General features: G+C 73.8%; 15 protein-coding genes. 11 read left to right on the top strand and 4 right to left on the bottom strand.

Features of this window, described 5'->3' with window-relative positions:
* Positions 1-8: 8 nt before the first annotated feature.
* From AC07AL_RS24585 to AC07AL_RS24600, 4 genes are all read left to right on the top strand, one after another.
* Positions 9-1,442, top strand: coding sequence for a dihydrolipoamide acetyltransferase family protein (locus AC07AL_RS24585; protein ID WP_363579842.1), 1,434 nt, complete (start codon positions 9-11; stop codon positions 1,440-1,442).
* Between the two features lie 360 nt (positions 1,443-1,802).
* Positions 1,803-3,026: a benzoate/H(+) symporter BenE family transporter gene (locus tag AC07AL_RS24590; RefSeq protein ID WP_363579841.1), complete on the top strand. Its 1,224-nt coding sequence runs from the start codon at positions 1,803-1,805 to the stop codon at positions 3,024-3,026.
* 176 nt (positions 3,027-3,202) lie between these two features.
* On the top strand, positions 3,203-4,435 hold the full coding sequence (locus AC07AL_RS24595; protein WP_363579840.1) for a M64 family metallopeptidase: 1,233 nt from the start codon (positions 3,203-3,205) through the stop codon (positions 4,433-4,435).
* Between the two features lie 130 nt (positions 4,436-4,565).
* Positions 4,566-5,936, top strand: coding sequence for an MFS transporter (locus AC07AL_RS24600; RefSeq protein WP_363579839.1), 1,371 nt, complete (start codon positions 4,566-4,568; stop codon positions 5,934-5,936).
* A gap of 48 nt (positions 5,937-5,984) precedes the next feature.
* On the opposite strand, the gene AC07AL_RS24605 is transcribed toward AC07AL_RS24600, so the two are convergent.
* Both AC07AL_RS24605 and AC07AL_RS24610 read right to left on the bottom strand, forming a co-directional pair.
* A complete protein-coding gene (locus AC07AL_RS24605) occupies positions 5,985-6,833 on the bottom strand; it encodes a BRO-N domain-containing protein (protein ID WP_478318179.1) in 849 nt (282 codons plus the stop codon).
* Positions 6,834-7,272: 439 nt separating this feature from the next.
* Positions 7,273-8,094, bottom strand: a complete 822-nt coding sequence (locus AC07AL_RS24610; protein WP_363579837.1) for a maleylpyruvate isomerase family mycothiol-dependent enzyme — start codon at positions 8,092-8,094, stop codon at positions 7,273-7,275.
* A 173-nt stretch (positions 8,095-8,267) separates the two neighbouring features.
* Here AC07AL_RS24610 and AC07AL_RS24615 point away from each other — a divergent pair, with 173 nt between their 5' ends.
* The 3 genes from AC07AL_RS24615 (at position 8,268) to AC07AL_RS24625 (ending at position 11,113) form a co-directional block, all read left to right on the top strand.
* Entirely contained in the window at positions 8,268-9,065 is a 798-nt protein-coding gene (locus AC07AL_RS24615) for a carbon-nitrogen family hydrolase (RefSeq protein WP_063348508.1), read from the top strand.
* Positions 9,066-9,255: 190 nt separating this feature from the next.
* On the top strand, positions 9,256-10,350 hold the full coding sequence (locus AC07AL_RS24620; protein WP_478318181.1) for a GntR family transcriptional regulator: 1,095 nt from the start codon (positions 9,256-9,258) through the stop codon (positions 10,348-10,350).
* A 115-nt stretch (positions 10,351-10,465) separates the two neighbouring features.
* Positions 10,466-11,113, top strand: coding sequence for a hypothetical protein (locus AC07AL_RS24625; RefSeq protein ID WP_350876643.1), 648 nt, complete (start codon positions 10,466-10,468; stop codon positions 11,111-11,113).
* Between the two features lie 158 nt (positions 11,114-11,271).
* Here the strand turns inward: AC07AL_RS24625 and AC07AL_RS24630 are convergent, their stop codons facing one another.
* Positions 11,272-12,057, bottom strand: a complete 786-nt coding sequence (locus tag AC07AL_RS24630; protein ID WP_363579835.1) for an SLATT domain-containing protein — start codon at positions 12,055-12,057, stop codon at positions 11,272-11,274.
* 367 nt (positions 12,058-12,424) lie between these two features.
* Here AC07AL_RS24630 and purD point away from each other — a divergent pair, with 367 nt between their 5' ends.
* The 4 genes from purD (at position 12,425) to AC07AL_RS24650 (ending at position 18,594) form a co-directional block, all read left to right on the top strand.
* On the top strand, positions 12,425-13,672 hold the full coding sequence (gene purD / locus AC07AL_RS24635; RefSeq protein ID WP_363579834.1) for a phosphoribosylamine--glycine ligase: 1,248 nt from the start codon (positions 12,425-12,427) through the stop codon (positions 13,670-13,672).
* A gap of 532 nt (positions 13,673-14,204) precedes the next feature.
* Positions 14,205-15,788, top strand: coding sequence for a hypothetical protein (locus tag AC07AL_RS24640; RefSeq protein ID WP_478318183.1), 1,584 nt, complete (start codon positions 14,205-14,207; stop codon positions 15,786-15,788).
* Between the two features lie 219 nt (positions 15,789-16,007).
* Positions 16,008-17,621 carry a N,N-dimethylformamidase beta subunit family domain-containing protein gene (locus AC07AL_RS24645; RefSeq protein ID WP_400327217.1) on the top strand — a complete coding sequence of 538 codons (1,614 nt, stop codon included), beginning with the start codon at positions 16,008-16,010 and terminating at the stop codon, positions 17,619-17,621.
* A 73-nt stretch (positions 17,622-17,694) separates the two neighbouring features.
* The gene (locus AC07AL_RS24650) at positions 17,695-18,594 is read left to right on the top strand and encodes a phosphoribosylaminoimidazolesuccinocarboxamide synthase (protein ID WP_363579831.1); all 900 of its coding nucleotides are present in this window, start codon (positions 17,695-17,697) and stop codon (positions 18,592-18,594) included.
* Between the two features lie 37 nt (positions 18,595-18,631).
* Here AC07AL_RS24650 and AC07AL_RS24655 read toward each other — a convergent pair whose 3' ends face one another.
* Positions 18,632-19,252, bottom strand: coding sequence for a response regulator (locus tag AC07AL_RS24655; protein ID WP_478318184.1), 621 nt, complete (start codon positions 19,250-19,252; stop codon positions 18,632-18,634).
* Positions 19,253-19,266 lie beyond the last annotated feature (14 nt).

A 19,266-nucleotide genomic window follows, 5' to 3' on the forward strand; every position in this document is an offset into this window, starting at 1 on the left:
GAGCGAAGATGACCACCGAAGTTCGCTCGCTCCGCGAGTTCAAGATGCCCGATGTGGGCGAGGGCCTGACCGAGGCCGAAATCCTCAGCTGGTACGTCAAGCCGGGTGACACCGTCACCGACGGGCAGGTCGTGTGCGAGGTGGAGACCGCCAAGGCGGCGGTGGAGCTGCCGATCCCGTTCAACGGGGTCGTCGATCAGCTCTTCTTCCCCGCGGGCGCGACGGTCGACGTCGGCACCGTGATCATCTCGGTCGCGGTCGCCGGGGAGGCCGGGGCCGCGGCTCCTGTCGCCGCTGCTGCTGTTGCACCCGTCGCCGCCGCCGCGCCGGCCGAACCGGCCGAGCCCGAGCGGCGCGAGGTGCTGGTCGGCTACGGCCCGCGCACCGGCACCGCCCAGCGCCGGGCCCGGCGCACGACCACGAAGACCGTCACCGCGACGCCGGCTCCGGCCGCGCCCGTCGTGCCGGCCGCTCCGGTCGTGTCGGCCGCGCCCGCCTCGTCCGTCCTGGCCGAACATCCCGCCGGGGAGCGGCCGTTGGCCAAGCCGCCGGTGCGCAAACTGGCCAAGGACCTCGGCATCGACCTGCGCGCGGTCGTCCCGACCGGCCGGGACGGCGTGATCACCCGCGAGGACGTGCACGCCCACGCGTCCGCCCTGGCCACCGCGCAGGCCGCCCCGGCGGCGCCGGTCGAGGCCGGGCCGGTCGCGGCGGCGGTGCCGGCGCCGGTCACCGTGGCGGGCGACGTCCGGGTGCCGATCAAGGGCGTCCGCAAGGCGACCGCGCAGGCGATGGTGGCCTCGGCCTTCACCGCCCCGCACGTCACCGAGTTCGTCCAGGTCGACGTGACCCGCACGATGAAGTTCGTCCGCCGGCTCAAGGAGAGCGGCGAGTTGGGCCGGGACGTCCGGATCAGCCCGCTGCTGCTGGTCGCCAAGGCGCTGCTCACCGCGGTCAAGCGGCACCCCGAGATCAACGCGCAGTGGGACGAGGCGGCCCAGGAGATCGTCATCAAGGGCCAGGTGAACCTCGGCATCGCCGCGGCCACCCCGCGCGGTCTGATCGTCCCCAACATCAAGGACGCCGGCGGCAAGACCCTCACGGGCCTCGCCGTCTCGCTGGGCGAGCTGATCGACACCGCCCGCCAGGGCAAGACCTCGCCGGGCGACATGCAGGGCGGGACCATCACCATCACCAACGTCGGCGTCTTCGGCGTCGACACCGGCACCCCGATCCTCAACCCCGGCGAGGCCGCGATCCTCGCCGTCGGCGCGATCCGGGACATGCCGTGGGTGCACAAGGGCAAGGTCGTCCCGCGTCAGGTGACCACGCTGGCGCTCTCCTTCGACCACCGCCTGGTGGACGGGGAGTTGGGCTCCAAGGTGCTGGCCGACGTGGCCGCGCTGCTGGAGCGCCCGAAGCGCCTGATCACCTGGGGCTGACGGCCCGGGACGTCACGAACGGGAAGCCACGGAGGGGCCTTCCCCCACACCGCCGTGTGGGGGAAGGCCCCTCCGCTTCTGCCCGCCCGTCGGCCGTCGCTGGGGGCGAGGCCGGCGGGCGGCGATCAGGACCAGCCGATGACGGACGCGCGCATGACGTGACTCCCCGGGGTCATGGGTCTGACGGCGTGGCTGGGCGAGGACGACGGGCCCGCTCCGGGCGGGGCGGAAGCGCCCCGGCCCCGCCGGTCGCGCCCCCCGTGCCTTCATCCGTACAGACGTGCATCCTCGCCGGGGGTTGCAGGTGGTTTCAAAGACTTTTCCGTGAGCCCCCGGCGCGGCGTTCGGGATACTTCCGGAATGACTGAAGAGCTGACGGTCCGACCGGAGACGGTGCCGGGCGGGGGCGGGGAGCGTCGGTCGCTGCGGCGGGACGTGTCGGGGCCGGCGCTGCTGGCGGGGTTGGTCTGCATCGCGGTGTCGTTCTCGGGTCCGCTGGTGGTGGTGCTCGCGGCGGCGGCCGCCGGGCGGCTGGACGCGGCGCACACGGCGTCCTGGATCTGGGCGGTGGCCATCGGCAGCGGGCTGAGCGGCTTCGCGCTGAGCTGGTGGACCAGGACCCCGGTGATCACCGCCTGGTCCACCCCGGGCGCCGCGCTGCTGGTGACCAGCCTGGGCGCGTACCCGTACCGGGAGGCGGTGGGGGCGTTCCTGGTGAGCGCGGTGGTGGTGACGCTCTTCGGGGTCACCGGCTGGTTCGGCCGGCTGATCGCGGCGGTGCCGACCGGGATCGTCAACGCGATGCTGGCGGGCATCCTGTTCTCCTTCGGCGCCGGGATCTTCGGCGCCGTGCACGGCGCGCCGGTGCTGGTGGTGGGCAGCCTCGCGGCCTTCCTGCTGGCCAAGCGGCTGGCCCCGCGGTACGCCGTCCCGGTGGCGCTGCTGGTGGGCGGGGTGCTGGCGGCGCTGACCGTCGGACTCCCGCTGCACCTGGGCTCGGGCGGGCCGACCCGGCCGGTGTTCACCGTGCCGGCGTTCTCCTGGGCGGCCACGGTGGGGCTGGCGCTGCCGCTCACGATCGTGGTGCTGGCCTCGCAGAACGCACCGGGCCTCGGGGTGATGCGAGCCTTCGGCTACCGGGCGGACGACCGGCTGCTGATCGGGTCGACCGGTGTGGTGTCGCTGCTGCTGGCGCCGTTCGGCTCGCCGGGGGTGAACCTGGCGGCGATCACGGCGGCGATCTGCTCCGGCCCGGAGAGCCACCCCGACCCGCGCCGCCGCTACGTCGCGGGGATGTCCTCGGGCGTGCTGTACGTGCTGGTGGGCAGCTTCGGCGGGGTGCTGGTGAGCCTGTTCACCGGCCTGCCGAAGGAACTGATCGCGGTGATCGCCGGGGTCGCCCTGCTGGCCTCGCTGCAGGGCAGCCTGGCGGCGGCGGTGGCGGACGAGCGGGGGCGGGACGCGGCGGTGGTGACCTTCCTGGCCAGCGCCTCGGGGATGAGCCTGTTCGGGATCGGCTCGGCCTTCTGGGGCCTGCTGTTCGGCCTCGGCACCCACCTGGTGCTGAACCTCCGCAGGCGCTGACGAGGGGCCTGTCATCGGCTACATTCCAGTCATTGGGATGACTGGTGTGGTGAGGGTCATTCGGCCAGGTCGGTGACTTTTTCGGCGCGCGGTAGGGGTGACACACCCGTCCGGGTACGTCTTCGCTCCACCACCCGGGCTACGCCGGGTGACCGGAACCCCGAGGACGCACCCGCATGCCACCTGGCAACCCTGGCCGTCTCGTTCGGAGTCTGGCCGCGCTCGTGCTGGTGTCCACCGCCGTACTCCCCGCCGCCCTGGAGCTGGTCGGCCCCTCGCCGTTCGGTGTGATCGGGCCGGGCGCCCCCGCCGACCGGGCGGTCCCGCCGCACAGCGCACAGCGCGCCGACCGCCGGCCCGTCACGGCCGCGCCCACCGTCGACATACGCCGCACCGGGGACCCGGCCAACCGGATCACCCTGGTCCTGCTCGGCGACGGCTACACGGCCGCCGAACAGGACCTGTTCCGACAGCAGGTCGACCGGGCCTGGCACGCGCTGATGGCCATCGAGCCGTTCCGCACCTACCAGGGGTTCTTCAACATACGGCGGGTCGAAGTGGTCTCCCCGGTCTCCGGGATAGCCGAGACCGAGAGCCGCGGCCGCAACCCCGCCACCCCGCTCGGCATGCACTTCTGGTGCGAGGGCACCGCCCGGCTGCTCTGCGCCGACGAGGCCGCCACCGCCCGGTACGCGGGCGACAGCTCCGGGCCGCAGTACCTGATAGCCCTGGCCAACTCCACCGAGTACGGCGGCGCCGGTGGTACCGGGGTGACCACCCTGGCCGGCGGCAGCCCGGACGCCGGGCGGATCATCCAGCACGAGATCGGCCACACCGTGGGGGACCTCGGCGACGAGTACGACAGCGCCCCGGACGACGCCGAGTACCCGAACCTCGCCACCCTCGACGCCGACGACATGCGCAAGAAGCAGACCAAGTGGTGGCGCTGGCTGGGCGCGGAGTCCCCGGACGGCGCCGGGACGGTCGGCGCCTACCGCAGCGCCAACGGCCTCTACCGGCCCACCCCCGACTCGGTGATGCGCACCCTGGGCAGCGCCTACAACCTGCCGTCGCGCGAGGCGATCATGGAGGAGCTGTACCGCAGGATCCGGCCCACCGACACCCCGTCGCCGCCGCCCGGCGAGGTGAGCGGGCGGCCCCGGCTGAACGTCCGGCCGGTGCCGCTGACCGGCCCGCGACAGCTGAAGGTCGAGTGGAAGGTGGACGGCGTCGCGGTGACGCCGCAGGCCGCCGACGGCTCCTGGCTGGACACCGACCAGCTGAACCTGGCCCCGGGCCGGACGGCCACCGTCACGGCGACCGTCCGGGACACCACCGACTGGGTGCGGGACGAGGCCTTCCGGGACCGCTACATGACCCGGTCGGTGTCCTGGACGGTGACCGGCTGACGCCCGGTCCGCGGAATCCGTGGAGTCCGCGCCCCGTGGAATCCGTGGTCCGTGGAGTCCGTGGTCCGTGGACGATCGACCGCACCCCGCACTGGGCGTCCCATCATGGGATGACTAGTCTGGTCGCACTATGACCGTGGAGCCCGCCCGCTCAGCCGCACCCCTGTCCGTCCCCGCTCCCCGAACCGCCGACCCGACGCCGCCGGTCGCCCCGACGCCGTCCGCCGCCCCCGCACCGTCCCCGCCCGGCGGGCGCGCGGCCTGGCTGGCCTGGTCCATCGGCGTCAGCGTCTACATCCTCGCGGTGATCCACCGCACCAGCCTCGGCGTGGCCGGACTGGATGCCGCCGACCGCTTCGGCATCGGCGCCTCCGCGCTCTCCACCTTCTCGATCCTCCAGGTGCTGGTCTACGCGGCCATGCAGATACCGGTCGGCCTGCTCGTCGACCGGATCGGGCCGCGCCGGGTGCTGCTGCTCGGCGTCGTCCTGCTGAGCTTCGGCCAACTGGCCTTCGCGTTCAGCTCCTCCTTCGCCCCGGCGCTGGCCTCCCGGGCGGTGCTCGGCTGCGGCGACGCGATGACCTTCATCAGCGTGCTGCGGCTCGCCGCCCGGTGGTTCCCCGCCGCCCGGAACCCGTTCGTGGCCCAGCTGACCGGCCTCGCCGGAATGGGCGGCAACCTGATCACCACCGTGGTGCTCGCACAGGCCCTGCACCGCGAGGGCTGGACGCCCACCTTCACCGCGATCGCCCTGCTCGGCGTCGCGGTCTTCGCGCTGGTCGCGCTCTTCCTCAAGGAGGCGCCGGCGGCGGCCGTACGGCCGGTCGAACACCCGCCCGCGCCGCGGCCGAACGTCGGCCGGCAGGTCCGCGCGTGCTGGCGCGAACCGGGCACCCGGCTCGGGCTCTGGGTGCACTTCACCACCCAGTTCCCCGGCAACGCCTTCGGCCTGCTCTGGGGCCTGCCCTACCTGGTGGAGGCGCAGGGCCTCTCCCGGGCCGCGGCCGGCGGACTGCTGACCCTGCTGGTGCTCAGCAACATGGCCTTCGGCTTCCTGTTCGGCCGGGTGCTCTCCGTCTCGGCGCGGGCCCGGATGCCGATCGTCCTCACCGTCATCACGGCCACCGCCCTCGGCTGGGCGCTGGTCCTGGCCTGGCCCGGCGGACACCCGCCGATCTGGCTGCTGTCCGCCATCATCGTGGTGATGGGCAGCAACGGCCCGGCCTCACTGGTCGGCCTCGACTACGCCCGCGCCAGCAACCCGGTGGAGCGCCTCGGCACCGCCTCCGGGATCGTCAACATGGGCGGCTTCATCGGCACGATGATCACCCTCTTCGGCATCGGCGTCCTCCTGGACGGCCTCTCCCCGGCCGGCACCGACTCCTACTCGGCCGACGCCTTCCGCTGGGCGTTCTGCTGGCAGTACGTCCCGCTGGCGGTCGGCACCGTGATGATCCTGCGCCTGCGCCGCAAGGTCGCGGCGGAGGAGAAGGGGCTCTGACCTGCGAAGGGCGTCGAAACTATTGCTTTGGGTGATGGTTTCCCGCCGCTACAGCCCGATGCCCCGGAGCACCTCGGTGATCTCTGGCGGCCGTCCGTAGAGCTGGACCCGGTCGATCACACAGAGCACCGTGCCCTCCGGCGGCATCATCGGTGTGCGAGCCGGATGCGCCCCCGGTCGGGTCGGCTGCTCGGCGGCTTCGCGCCGCATGCGGATCAGGTCCACGAGCTTCAGTTTGGGGCAGCCGGGGACGATTCGGCTGGCCCGGATTCCGACCCGTTCTTCGCCCGGGCAGGCGAAGTACGCGCCGAACGGTGGTCCGCTGTCCTCTTCCCGGCTCGGCAGGTGAAGGACCATCTCGCCGTGCTGGCAGTGGACCGTTCCGTCCGAGTGGACGGTCAGGTCGGGCCAGTCCTCGTGGTCGATCTCGGCGACGATCCGTACCTGTTGTCCGATCGCCTCGGCCAGGGTCTCCGCCATCCGCCGCTGTTGGGTGGGGATGTCGGCGTCCCCGCGGCGGACGGAGGGGATCAGCTCGTCGGTAACCCATTCTCGGAACGGTCGGGCCGTGCCTTTGTCCGACCGCATGAGGAGGCCGTATAGACCTGCCTCGCTCACCACGCCGAGTAGTGGATTCCCTCGACGATAGGCTTTCTGACCTGTAGGAATCCGGTAACCCTTGTTCCGAACAAGGGTTACCGACCGTAGGTCGACGACACGGTGCTGATGGTGTTCCAGCACCTTGACGGTATCTGTCGGGTTTCCTCGGCCCAGGACTCGGCACACGTCCGCCGTGACGAACCACGGTTGTCCGTCGATCATCACGACTCTGATCGGTTGCCCCGTGACCGGGAAGCTCGACCGGACCAGAGTCATCTGCTGCTGTTCGTCGTCCATGGGGACGCTCCTCCTTCTTCCGGGTGGTGGCGGGATTGCCCGGAACAACGAGGTCGAACGGGTGAGGTGCTGGTGTTGGATTGACGGATGGATGCACGAGTGGTGCCGACCCGGCGCGCACTCGTGCGTGTACGCCGGGTGGCGTGCGCTGTGGTGTGGCTGGGGTCAGATGGTGACCGCGAAGGCGGACAGGACGCGGTCGGCGAGTTCCTGGACCTGTGCCGGAAGGTTGAGGCGGCGGGGGCGTAGGGTTTCTGACCTGCTGAAACGTCGTAACCATCGCTTTTGGCGATGGTTACCGACCACAGGTCGACGGTGCGGTGCTGGTGGGTCTCCAACCTCTTGACGGCGTCGGGCGGATTACGCCGGCCCATGACTCGGCACCCGGCGCGCACTCGTGCGTGTACGCCGGGTGGCGTGCGCTGTGGGGTGGCTGGGGTCAGATGGTGACCGCGAAGGCGGACAGGACGCGGTCGGCGAGTTCCTTGTCGCCGTCGATGGTGACCGGGCCGGGGCGGCCGCGGCCGCAGGCGAGCCGGAGGTAGGTCTCCCAGTCCATGGTGAGCTGGACGTCGGGGGCCAGGCTGATCGACTCGTCGACGGTGCCGCGGCCGGTCGAGTCGACCCGGACGGTGCGCAGGAACTCCACGCGGCCGGTGACGTCCAGAACCATGGCCGTTCCGGCCGGGGCGCCGGCCCGGTGGGCGACGGCCTTGGGCAGCAGCCCGAGCAGGACGTCCCGGGCGATCAGGGCGGCCGGGGAGTCGAGGTTGCCGGGGGTGTCCAGGGCCCGGCGCAGGTCCTGCTCGTGCACCCAGACGTCGAAGGCCCGCAGGCGCAGCAGCTCGTGGTACGGCACGTCGCGGCTGTTCGGGCCGGCCGGCCAGCGCACCGGCTCCAGGGGTGTCTGCTTGGCGTTCCGCAGTGCCCGGGAGCGGCGGATGATCGTGTACTCCAGCTCGCTGGTCATCTCCAGAGCGGTGTGGCAGCGGCGCTTGTCGACCGGCAGTTCGATGTAGCGGGCGAAGTCGGTGGTGACGTGGCGAAGGTCACGCGGCAGGGAGTGGATCGGGCGGGGGTCGCCGAGGAGTTCGGACTCGACCGCGATGATGTGCGAGACGACGTCCCGGACCGACCAGCCGGGGCATTCGGTGGCCCGGTTCCAGGAGCCCTCGGGGAGGGGGGCGACCAGCTCCGATATGGACTCGATGCTCTGGGCCCACGCCTCCGTGTAAGCCTGCACGGTCTGGTTGTCCGTCACGGGAATCTCCGGCCCTCCGTCAGCTTCCTTGCCCTCTGCGCCCGGCCTCCCCGGTCGGCCGGGATGGTCCGGCTTCCAGGCGCACACGCTAACCGCACGTTACGCTGCCGGGAGACAGCTGGGCAGCGCTTTCGGGTGACGATCGTAGGTCTCTTGCCGTGGACGGTGGTACTGTGCGCGCTTCATTGATCCAACTCGGGGTCTCCGACGCCGAGCCGCCCGCCGAACGGCGGGCCCGGGCCGCCGCGCTGGTCCGGGCGCAGCAGGGCGCGGACCTGGTGGTCCTGCCGGAGCTGTGGCCGCTCGGCGGCTTCGCCTACGACCTGTGGTCGGACGGCGCCGAGACGCTGGACGGTCCCACTTCGGACGCGATGGCGGCGGCCGCGCGGGCGGCCGGGGTCTGGCTGCACGCCGGTTCGATCGTCGAGCGCGACCCGGACGGGCCGATCTACAACACCTCGCTGCTGTTCGCCCCGGACGGCGAGCTGGTGCACACCTACCGCAAGATCCACCGCTTCGGTTTCGACAGCGGCGAGGCGGTGGTGATGGGCGCCGGGCAGGAGATCGTCACCGCGGCCACCGACTTCGCCACCCTGGGCCTGGCCACCTGCTACGACCTGCGCTTCCCGGAGCTGTTCCGGGCGCTGCTGGACGCCGGCGCGCAGCTGCTGGTGGTTCCGGCGGCCTGGCCGGCCCGGCGGCGCGAGCACTGGACGCTGCTGGCGCGGGCGCGCGCGGTGGAGGAGCAGGCGTTCGTGCTGGCCTGCAACACGGCCGGGACGCACGCCGGGGTCGAGCAGGCCGGGCACAGCATCGTGGTGGACCCGTGGGGCCGGGTGCTGGCCGAGGCCGGCACGGAGGAGCAGGTGCTGACCGTCGAGTTCGATCCGGCCGAGGTGGGCAAGGCCCGCGAGGAGTTCCCGGTGCTGCGGGACCGCCTGCTGGGGATCCCCGCGCCGGTCCAGCGCTGATCCTGGCCCGCCCCGGCCCGCCCCGGCCCGGTCCGGGCGGGGGAGTCCGGGGGCGCCGGGGCCTCCGGGGGGTTGGTTTGTACCTTCTCGGGGCGGGTTTGAGAAGATGAGCACTCGTCGTGTTCCCCGCCGCTCGTTGGCCGGTCCGCCGAGGGGCGGCCTGATCGGCCCGCCCCAGGAGGTTGCGCGCATGCCCGGCAACGGCGCAGGCGACACCCGTCCCGTCATCCAGCGCAACAGCCTGCGCGAGCAGATCGCCGGTGCGCTGCGCGAGGAGATGATGGCCGGCCGGTTGGCGGCCGGCCGCAACTTCACCGTCAAGGAGATCGCCGAGCTGTACGGCGTCTCGGCGACCCCGGCCCGCGAGGCGCTGGTCGACCTCGGTGCGCAGGGGCTGCTGCGGGCCGAGCACCACCGCGGGTTCACCGTGCCCGAGCTGGGCTGGGACGACTTCCTGGAGATCTTCGAGTCCCGGGTGCTGGTCACCGACAGCTACTACCGCCAGTTCTCCGCACGCAGGGCGCTGCCGGACCTTGCCAGGCTGCCCTCGCTGCGCCGCCGGGCCGACGCGGCGGTCCGGGCCGCCCGGGCCGGGAACCTGGACGTGATGGTGGGCTGCGACCGCCGGTTCTGGCAGGAGGTCGCCGCGCTGATCGGCAACCGCCGGATCGGCGACTACCTGGATTGGCTGCGGGTGCAGTCGTGGATGTTCGCCGCGCCCTACCTGCGGGAGCTGCCCGTTCTGGCCGAGGTCTGCTGGGACCGCCACCTCGACCTGGTCGACGCCATCGGCGCGCGGGACCTGGTCGGCGCGCACCGGATCATCTGCGAGTACAACCTGTACACCGCCCGGCTGCTGGCCGGGCTGGCCGGGCGGCCGCTGGAGTCGGTGACGGTGCTGGGGCTGCTCACCGAACCCCTGGACGGCGATCCTCTGAATAGCGATCCCCTGAATAGCGAACCCCTGGACGGCGAGCCCGGTGGCGGCGGACCCGGTGGCGGCGGGCTCCTGGACGGCGCGCCCGTGCCGCCGGCCCCGTCCGCCGAAGCCCCGCCGGTGGCGGCCGAACTGGCCCCTGGCCAGGCGTTCGACCAGGTCGGGAGGGGCCGGCGCCGGCCGGGCGAGGAGGTCGGCCGGGAGCTCGGCCGCGAACTCGGGCTGGGCCTCGGCCTGGTGCCGCAGCCGCGCTCGGTGCCGTACGGCCGGTTCGGCCGGCGGCTGCCCGAACCGCCCCCGGACGCACCGCAGGGACGGCCCGACCCGCGCCCGGCCCCGGGCCGGTAGGGTGGGCGGTCGTCGAACCGGGCGTCCCGCACAACGGCCGTCCGGGTACCGACCCCGCCCCCGTCGTCGTCCCGCCCTGCGGGCGACCCCGTCGCCCGGAGAGGAACTGCCGGCCATGGCCTGCGACCTCTGGCTCGTCCCGCTCGTGGACGTGCTGAGCCACAGCCCCGACAATCCCTTCAGGGACGATCTCGCCCTCTACAACGCGGTGTTGGCCTCCCGCGGGCTGCCAGAGGTGCCGGTCTACCAGTACGTCCCGGGGCTGAGCGGGGCGGTCGAGCCGATAGCCGCCTTCGACTACGACTCGCTGCACTTCCTGCGCCGTGCCTACCTGCTGGGCCTCACCGGGCTGGACATCACGCCGGTGGACTCGCTCGGCGGCGACTACGAGCAGCTGCTGGAGATGTTCGAGAGCAGTGCCGAACAGTCGCACCTGGTCTGGCACTTCGACCACGCGGGCGCCTACGTGCCGATAGAGTTCCCGGCGCCGCTGGTGGACGACGCGCTGCTCGCCTCCGGCGGTCCGCTCGGCTCCAGCCACGGGCTGCTGCGCGAACTGCAGGCCGTCGCCCCGGCGCTGGGCCTCGACCCGCTCAACCCGCCGGACCCGACCCGGCCGCTCGGCCCGACCGGCCTGGAGCAGCCGTTCGGGCCGCCGCTGGACGACCTACACCCCTTCGCCCGCGAGCGGCACGCCTGGGCGGGCCTGTACGCGGCGGCGACCCGCAGCCTCGCCCAGGGCTCGATGGTGGTCTTCGCCTGAGGCGTCCGGCAGCCTTTTGCCCGAGGCGTCGCCCGCCGCATCCGCCCGGGCGCCGCGTCTGCCCGGGCGCCGTACCCTCCCGCCGCGTCCGCCCGGGCGCCGCACCCTCCCGCCGCACCGGCCCGCCCGCCACGGCAGGCGGCCCGCCTTCCCGCCCGCTACCGCAGCGGCCCCTCCGGCGGCCGCTGGCGCGGCATGGTGGGCCGGGTGCCCGGCGGCGGCAGCACCCGCACCTGGGCGCCCACCCCGCTCTCGCTGCGCCCGCCCCAGGTGCCCGGGGCCTGGGTGGGCAGCTGGGTCATGGACGCGCGGAACTCCAGCATCCACTCCGAGGTCTCGGTGCGGACCATGTCCGAGACGTCCTCGCAGAACCGGCGCAGCACGCCGAGGCAGCGCTCGGCGGCTTCGCCCGCGGTGCCCTCGGTCGGGCCGAGCACCTCGCGCACGCACTCCGACGCCCAGTCGAACTGGAAGGCCTCCAGCCGGCGTTGCAGCGCCTGCGCGGTGCTGACGTCACGCATCCAGCCGGAGGTGAGGCCGAACACCCGGTCGGTGCCGTGGCAGGCGGCGGCGAGCGCCAGGCCGACGTAGCCCCAGCTGGTGCCGTGTGAGACTGCGCCGGTCAGGTCGACCAGCGGCGCGGTCACCCCGCCCACCGCGAAGCCGGCCGTGCCGAACCGCAGCAGGCGCGCCCAGCGGCGCTTCCAGATCCGGTCCTTGCGGTACCACTCGATCGCCTCGACCGCCCGCTCCTCGGACCAGCGGTACAGCTCCTCCAGGCGCTCGGCCGGCTCGCCCCAGTCCCCGAGCGGGAACTGTCGAGTGCTCAGATCGGTCCGTCGGCGGGTGGACGCCTGGCGGGCGATGGTCGCGGCGGGCGGGTCCTCCTCGCCGATCTCCTTGCCCCAGGCACTCTCCTCGGGCTGCATTTCCGGCTGGCTCACCTGTGGGGCTCCCTGTGGCGGGCGGACTGCTGGGTCTGGCGGTCCATCGGCTGACGCGACGTCTGCCGTTGGTTGTCCAACAGCACTTCTTACCGCCAAATGGCTGACCATGGGGTCGCTTCCCCGGTGATCGTTACCGGATTCGGCCACCGGAACCCGGGGTGGAAGGGATGCGGGGGTCGGCGAGATTTCACCCGTCCGAGGGAGGGGCCGGTGACCCGCCGTCCTGACTCGGGCACCCGGTGCGCACCGAGCCGGTCCGAGTTGGAGGTTTCTCCGACATCCTCGGCGTACGGACCGCCCCGACTGGAGGATCGGACGGGACCGGAGAGCGGCCGGAACTGGCCACCGACTACCCTTGCCAAGCGTGAAGGTCCTCGTCATCGGCGGCGGCGCCCGCGAACACGCCCTGTGCCGCTCTCTGTCCCAAGATCCCGCCGTCTCCGAGCTGCACTGTGCCCCGGGCAACGCCGGGATCGCACAGGTGGCGACGGTCCACCCGGTCGACCAGCTGAACGGCGCGCAGGTCGCCGACCTGGCCGTGCGGCTCGGCGCTGCCCTGGTCGTCGTCGGCCCGGAGGCCCCGCTGGTCGCGGGCGTCTCCGACGCCGTGCGCGCGGCCGGCATCCCGGTGTTCGGCCCGTCCGCCGAAGCCGCCCGACTGGAAGGCTCCAAGGCCTTCGCCAAGGACGTGATGGCCGGGGCCGGCGTGCCCACCGCCCGCTCCTACGTCTGCACCACCCCGGCCGAGGCCGCCGAGGCGCTGGACGCCTTCGGCGCGCCGTACGTGGTCAAGGACGACGGCCTGGCCGCCGGCAAGGGTGTGGTGGTCACCTCCGACCGCGCGGCCGCGCTGGCGCACGCCGCCTCCTGCGAGCGCGTGGTCATCGAGGAGTACCTGGACGGCCCCGAGGTGTCGCTGTTCGCGATCACCGACGGCACCACCGTCGTCCCGCTCCAGCCCGCGCAGGACTTCAAGCGCGCGCTGGACGGCGACGAGGGCCCCAACACCGGCGGCATGGGTGCCTACTCGCCGCTGCCGTGGGCGCCCGCCGGGCTGGTCGAGGAGGTCCAGCGGAGCGTCCTGCAGCCGACCGTCGACGAGCTGCGCCGCCGGGGCACCGAGTTCTCCGGCCTGCTCTACGCGGGCCTCGCGCTCACCTCGCGCGGTACCCGGGTGATCGAGTTCAACGCCCGCTTCGGCGACCCGGAGACCCAGGTCGTGCTGGCCCGGCTGCGCACCCCGCTGGCCGCCGTCCTGCTGGCCGCCGCCACCGGCACCCTGGACCAGCTGGAGCCGCTGCGCTGGGACGAGGGCGCGGCCGTCACCGTGGTCGTCGCCTCCGAGGGCTACCCGGCCGCGCCGCGCACCGGTGACCCGATCGAGGGCCTGGCCGAGGCCGAGGCCGACGGCACCGCGTTCGTCCTGCACGCCGGTACCAGGGCCGACGAGGACGGCCGGGTGCTGAGCGCCGGCGGCCGCGTCCTGTCGGTCACCGCGACCGGCGCCGACCTGGTGGAGGCGCGCGACCGCGCGTACGCCGCCGTGGACCGGATCGCCCTCAAGGGCGGCCAGCACCGCACCGACATCGCCCTGAAGGCAGCCACCGAGTAGGGCCTGCCCCGCCTCCGCCCGCAGGGCGCCGCGCACCGTGGGATTTCCCCCCATGGACGCAGCGCCCTGCGGCGTTTCCGGGGCGGGAGTGACTCCGGGGGCCGGCGCACCGTTCGGCGGCCGGATTCCAGCCCATCGGGTGACAGCACCCGCATCCGGCTGACGTAGCCGGGCGCCCGGCCTTATGGTGCGCTGGATCGCAGTGCGACGTGGCCGTGCGCCGGGGTCGCCGCCGGGTAGCGGTGTTCCCACGGGGGGATGCTGGACGGCGTCCGGCCGGGCGGGTGCCCGGGTGCTTCGCACCGGACCGGTCGTGACCGTCCGGAATCCGGGCGGTGTCACCGGGACGAGTGGAAACCGGGGCGATCCGGAACACCCACTCGGGCCGGTGCGTCGAACATGGCAGAAGCGCCACACAGCATGCACTACCGGGGATCGGACGCCTCCGCTTCCCGGTCGGAACTGATCGTTTCGAGTCGGCTCAGGGCCCGTCGCCGGGCGCCCGAGGGCTCCGAAGGGGGTGCCGCACCGTATGGCCGCAGTCGACACCGCGCGCGCTCACGCCCAGGCGGTCCTGCGGGTCCGTGGTCTCGCCCTGGCCGCCGCCGCCATGCCCGCCGCCGTCGCGGTGGTCCTGCTCGCGGGCCGGTTCACCGGGCGGATCGGCGCACCCGGCTCCTCCGACGCCGTCGGGTGGGACGCCGCCCGCTGGGTGGTCTGCGCGGTGGCCGCGCTGACGCTCCTGGTGGCCGGGCTGACCGCCCGCGCCTACCACCGGGCCGTCCCGCCCCGGACCCCGGCCGTTCCGCTGAAACGCGCCGAGGCACCCGAGCTGTACCGGCTGATCGACGAACTCGCCGACCGGCTGGACGTGCCCGCGCCCTCCACCGTGGCCCTCACCCCGGACTGCGACAGCTGGCTGGAGGACGTGCCCCCGGTGCGGCGGGCCCGCCCGTTCCGGGCGCACCCCGAGCCGCCGGGCCCGGTCCTGGTGATCGGCTCGCCGTTCCTGTGGTGGATGCGGGCCGGCGAACTGCGCGCCCTGCTCGCCCCCGTGGTGGCCGGCACCGCCGCCTCCGCCGACCCGGAGATCGCCGCCGCCCGCCGCTTCCTGCGCAGCCTGGACGCCAGCCTGGACTCCGGCCAGGGTGCCGCCCCCGGCCTCGGCGGCGGCACCCTGGCGGGCCCGCCCCGGCCGCCCCGCCGCGGTCCGGCCGCGCTCGCCGAGCGGATCACCCGCGGGATCACCCGCCGGCTGCTCGGCGCCTGCCGAGGCCACGCCGCCGAGTTGGAGCGCTCCGTGGCGAGCTGGGCCTCCGAGCAGGCCAGGACGGTCGACTACGGCCTGCGGATCGCCGCCCAGGAGCAGGTCGGCCTGGCCTACGCGGGCTGGGACCGGCTGCTCACCCGGGTCGCGCTGCCCGCCTGGCGGCTCGGCCGCCACCCCGCCCACCTCAACGCCGGCGTCGTCTCCGCCCTCACCGAGCTGTCCCGGCGCGACCGCCTGGCCGACGGCTACGGCACCCGGCTCGGCGACCGCCCCGCCTGCGACCTGCTGGAGGAGCCCGGCACCGTCGACCGGGCGGTCTCCCGGCTCGCCGCCGAGCTGTTCTTCGGCAGCCCGGCCGCCGGAGGCTGGCACGAGCTGGAGTGGACCGACTACCCGGCCGACGTGGTGGACGCCGGCTGGCGGGCCCGCGCCGCCGCCCTCCAGACCGCCCTGGACCGGCTCGCCCCCCAGGCCCGCCCCGGCTCCCCGACGCTCACCCGGCTGCTGGTCCGGCTCGCCGAGGGCGAGGGGGAGCAGCTGGCCGCCGCGCTGGCCGCCCAGCTGGCCCGCACCACCGCCCCGGCCCCGCTGCTCGAAACCGCCCGCAGCGGCCGTGACCTGCTGGTCGACCACGTCACCGCGATGGTCTGCTGCGCCGCCGTCGACACCGCGGGCGGCGCGCCCGGCCTGGACTGGCTGGACGGTCCGGTGCTGCTGCTGGGCGGGATCCGCCGCACCGACCTGGCCGGGCCGGTCGCCCAGGCCGTCGAGCAGGGCCAGGACGGCCCGCTGCGGGCCTGGCTGGACGCCGCCGACGTCCGTCTGGAGAAACCCGTCCGGTTGTGAGCCGGACAGGCGGCGCTCGGCGCTCCGGCGCGCGCCCCCAAACCGACCGGCGGGCGGCCGTCTCCGCAGGCCGGAGGCCCGGCCGGGGGAGGGCGTGAGATTCCCGGCACCAATTGCGACCGCAGGGTGACGGAGCGCCAGCACTCTGTGGTGTATTAGACCGCACGCACATCCGGGGGGCACGTGCCAACCGGGCGGAAGTGCACCTGGGAGGGGCGCGTGGGCACGGAACTCAACCGCCGCTGGGAGTCCGGAACGCACGCTTACAGCGTCTCCGACCCCTTCGGCCAGGGCCCACTGCCCTGGCTGCGCAGCCCGGACCAGTACCTGGCCGGCGCCGAGGGCGCCGTCCCCTGGTACGTCTCGGTGGACGCGCCCGGCCAGCGGCCGCTGGCGGCCGGCGCCCGGCCCAAGCCGCCGGTCGGCACCCCGCAGAGCGCCAACGACGTGGACCAGCAGATCAAGGGCTTCGCCTCGGCCGGGGTGATCCGCCCCGGCGGTTCGGTGGACTTCCGGGTCACCGTCAACCCGCCCCGCGAGTTCACCGTGGACGTCTGGCGGATCGGCCACTACGGCGGCGACGGCGCCCGCCACATGACGTCCAGCCCGCTGATCGCCGGGCTGGCCCAGCCCGCCCCGCTGGTGGTCGAGCGGACGGTCTCCTGCCACCACTGGTGGCACTCCTGGCGGTTGCAGATCCCGGTGCACTGGAAGCCCGGCGCGTACGTCGCCGTGCTGACCACCGCGGACATGCTGCACCGCAGCCACATCCCGTTCACCGTCCGGGACTTCGAGGACCGGGAGCACGCCGCCGAACTGCTCCTGGTGGTCCCGGACGTGACCTGGCAGGCCTACAACCTGTTCCCCGAGGACGGCCGCAGCGGCGCCAGCCTCTACCACGCCTGGGACGGCCGGGGCGGCCTGGTCGGCGAACCGGAGGCGGCCGTCACGGTCTCCTTCGACCGCCCGCACGCCACCGCCGGGCTGCCGCTGCACGTCGGCCACGCGTACGACTTCATCCGCTGGGCCGAGCGCTACGGCTACGACCTCTCCTACGCCACCGCCACCGACCTGCACGCGGGCCTGGTCGACCCGGGGCGGCACCGGGCGCTGATCTTCCCGGGCCACGACGAGTACTGGTCCGAGCCGATGCGCCGGGCCGTCGAGCAGGCCAGGGACGACGGCACCTCGCTGGTGTTCCTGTCCGCCAACACCATGTACTGGCGGGTCGAGCTGACCGCCGCCGCCTCCGGCGAACCCAACCGGCTGCTCAACTGCCGGAAGCGGCAGAAGGTCCAGCCGGGCAGCCCGGCCGCCGGGGCGCCCGGTTCGGCCAGCGCGCTGTGGCGGGACGCCGGCGAGCCCGAGCAGCAGGTGCTCGGCCTGCAGTACTCGGGCCGGGTCGCCGCGCCCGTCCCGCTGATCGCCCGGCACACCGCGCACTGGCTCTGGGACGGCACCGGCCTGCAGGAGGGCGACGAACTGCCCGGCCTGGTCGCCGGCGAAGCCGACCGCTACTACCCCAAGGTGGCGCTGCCCGAGCACACCGAGCGGGTGCTGCTCGCACACTCGCCGTACCAGGACCTCGCCGGCCGCACCCGCTACCAGGAGACCTCGCTGTACCGGGCGCCCAGCGGCGCGTACGTGTTCGCGGCCGGTACCTTCGCCTGGTCGCCCGCACTGGGCCGCCCCGGCCTCACCGACGAGCGGATCCAGCGGGCCACCGCCAACCTGCTCGACCGCCTCGGCAAGAACGAGGCCTCCTTCGGCCGGGCCTCCCTCACCCGGAACGGGGCCGCCCTCGGCCAGAAACGGGGCCTCGGGGGTTCATGAAAGACTGCGGGGGCAGTGACCTCCCCTTTCGCGCGCCCCACGCCCGCGAACGACCCCTGAGGACTGAGACACCGTGAGCGGATTTGTCACCAAGCCCGAGCCGGTCCAGGTGCCCGGCCTGGTCCACCTGCACACCGGCAAGGTGCGCGACCTCTACCGGACCGAGTCGGGCGAGCTGGTCATGGTCGCCAGCGACCGGATGTCCGCCCACGACTGGGTGCTGCCGAACGAGATCCCCGACAAGGGTCGCGTCCTCACCCAGCTGTCCCTGTGGTGGTTCGAGCGGATCGCCGACATCGTCCCCAACCACGTGATCTCCACCGAGGTCCCGTCCGGCGCCCCCGCCGACTGGAAGGGCCGCACGCTGATCTGCCGCAGCCTGGACATGGTCCCGGTCGAGGCGGTCGCCCGCGGCTACCTGGCCGGCTCCGGCCTGGCCGAGTACCAGGAGAACCGCACGGTCTGCGGCATCGCCCTGCCGGAGGGCCTGGAGAACAGCTCCGAGCTGCCCGCCCCGATCTACACCCCGGCGCTCAAGGCCGAGGTCGGCGAGCACGACGAGAACGTCTCCTACGAGGAGACCGCCCGCCGGATCGGCGCCGACCTGGCCGCCCAGCTGCGCCGCACCACCCTGGACGTCTACGGCCGGGCCCGGGACATCGCCCGCGACCGCGGCATCATCCTGGCCGACACCAAGTTCGAGTTCGGCCTGCTGGACGGCGAGCTGCTGATCGGCGACGAGGTGCTCACCCCGGACTCCTCCCGGTACTGGCCGGCCGACGAATGGCGGCCCGGCCGCTCGCAGCCGTCCTTCGACAAGCAGCTGATCCGCGACTGGCTGGTCTCCCCGGCCTCCGGCTGGGACCGCTACAGCGAGCAGCCGCCGCCGGAGCTGCCGGCCGAGCTGGTCGAGCAGACCCGCGCCAAGTACATCGAGGTGTACGAGCGGCTGACCGGCACCGCCTGGGCCTGACGCCCGGCCGCCCGCGAGCCGTGCCCGTGTTCGGGACCTAGATCCAGCCGTGCTCGCGGGCGATCCGCACCGCCGCGTGCCGGTTCTCGGCGCCCAGCTTCCCGGCCGCCGAGGACAGGTAGTTGCGGACGGTGCCGGGGGACAGCGCCGCCCGTTCGGCGATCTCGGTGATCGAGGTGCCGTCGGCGGCCAGCTCCAGGACGTCCGTCTCGCGCGGGGTGAGCGGGGTCTCGCCCGCGCTGATCGCGTCCGCGGCCAGCTCCGGGTCCACGTACCGGCCGCCGGCCCGGACGGTCCGGATGATGCCGGCCAGGTCGGCCGCCGAGACGGTCTTCGGCAGGAAGCCGCGCACCCCGACCTCCAGCGCCCGCTTGAGGTAGCCGGGGCGGCCGTGGCCGGTGACGATCATGCAGCGGCAGTCCGGCAGCAGCCGGCGCAGTTCGGTGGCCACCTCGATGCCGTCCTTGCCGGGCATCTGGAGGTCCAGCACCGCGACGTCCGGGCGGTGGGCCTGTGCCATCGCCAGCGCCTCCGGGCCGGAGGCGGCCTCGGCGACCACGGTGATGTCCTCCTCCAGAGAGAGCAGCGCGGCCAGCGCGCCCCGGATCAGGTGCTCGTCGTCGGCGAGCAGGACGCGCACGGGTGCGGGGTCGGTCATCGGGCGGTCCTCCG

The sequence above is a fragment of the Kitasatospora sp. NPDC043949 genome (assembly GCF_056435365.1).

What these genes read in the sequence shown, in the direction of transcription:
- AC07AL_RS24620 (WP_478318181.1), top strand. Translation starts at nt 9,256, where the DNA reads ATGCCCGGCAACGGCGCAGGCGACACCCGTCCCGTCATCCAGCGCAAC.
- AC07AL_RS24590 (WP_363579841.1), top strand. Translation starts at nt 1,803, where the DNA reads ATGACTGAAGAGCTGACGGTCCGACCGGAGACGGTGCCGGGCGGGGGC.
- AC07AL_RS24585 (WP_363579842.1), top strand. Translation starts at nt 9, where the DNA reads ATGACCACCGAAGTTCGCTCGCTCCGCGAGTTCAAGATGCCCGATGTG.
- AC07AL_RS24640 (WP_478318183.1), top strand. Translation starts at nt 14,205, where the DNA reads ATGGCCGCAGTCGACACCGCGCGCGCTCACGCCCAGGCGGTCCTGCGG.
- AC07AL_RS24605 (WP_478318179.1), bottom strand. Translation starts at nt 6,833, where the DNA reads ATGGACGACGAACAGCAGCAGATGACTCTGGTCCGGTCGAGCTTCCCG.
- AC07AL_RS24655 (WP_478318184.1), bottom strand. Translation starts at nt 19,252, where the DNA reads ATGACCGACCCCGCACCCGTGCGCGTCCTGCTCGCCGACGACGAGCAC.
- AC07AL_RS24600 (WP_363579839.1), top strand. Translation starts at nt 4,566, where the DNA reads ATGACCGTGGAGCCCGCCCGCTCAGCCGCACCCCTGTCCGTCCCCGCT.
- AC07AL_RS24595 (WP_363579840.1), top strand. Translation starts at nt 3,203, where the DNA reads ATGCCACCTGGCAACCCTGGCCGTCTCGTTCGGAGTCTGGCCGCGCTC.
- AC07AL_RS24625 (WP_350876643.1), top strand. Translation starts at nt 10,466, where the DNA reads ATGGCCTGCGACCTCTGGCTCGTCCCGCTCGTGGACGTGCTGAGCCAC.